General features: G+C 51.6%; 1 protein-coding gene. It reads left to right on the top strand.

The window, feature by feature from the left end; genetic code table 11:
• A partial coding sequence (gene traT / locus LZP73_RS20845) for a complement resistance protein TraT (protein ID WP_234236889.1) occupies positions 1-283 on the top strand: 283 nt, incomplete at both ends.

Genomic DNA, 283 nt, shown 5'->3' with positions numbered 1-283 from the left:
TGCAGATCAAAAACACGTCTGATAAAGACATGAGTGGGCTGCAGGGCAAAATTGCTGATGCTGTGAAAGCAAAAGGATATCAGGTGGTGACTTCTCCGGATAAAGCCTACTACTGGATTCAGGCGAATGTGCTGAAGGCCGATAAGATGGATCTGCGGGAGTCTCAGGGATGGCTGAACCGTGGTTATGAAGGCGCAGCAGTTGGTGCAGCGTTAGGTGCCGGTATTACCGGCTATAACTCAAATTCTGCCGGTGCCACACTCGGTGTAGGCCTTGCTGCTGG

This window comes from Shewanella sp. AS16 (assembly GCF_021412365.1).
GTDB lineage: Bacteria > Pseudomonadota > Gammaproteobacteria > Enterobacterales > Shewanellaceae > Shewanella > Shewanella salipaludis.
Note: the sequence above shows the minus strand (reverse complement) of the source record. Positions and strands in the feature narration are given on the sequence as shown.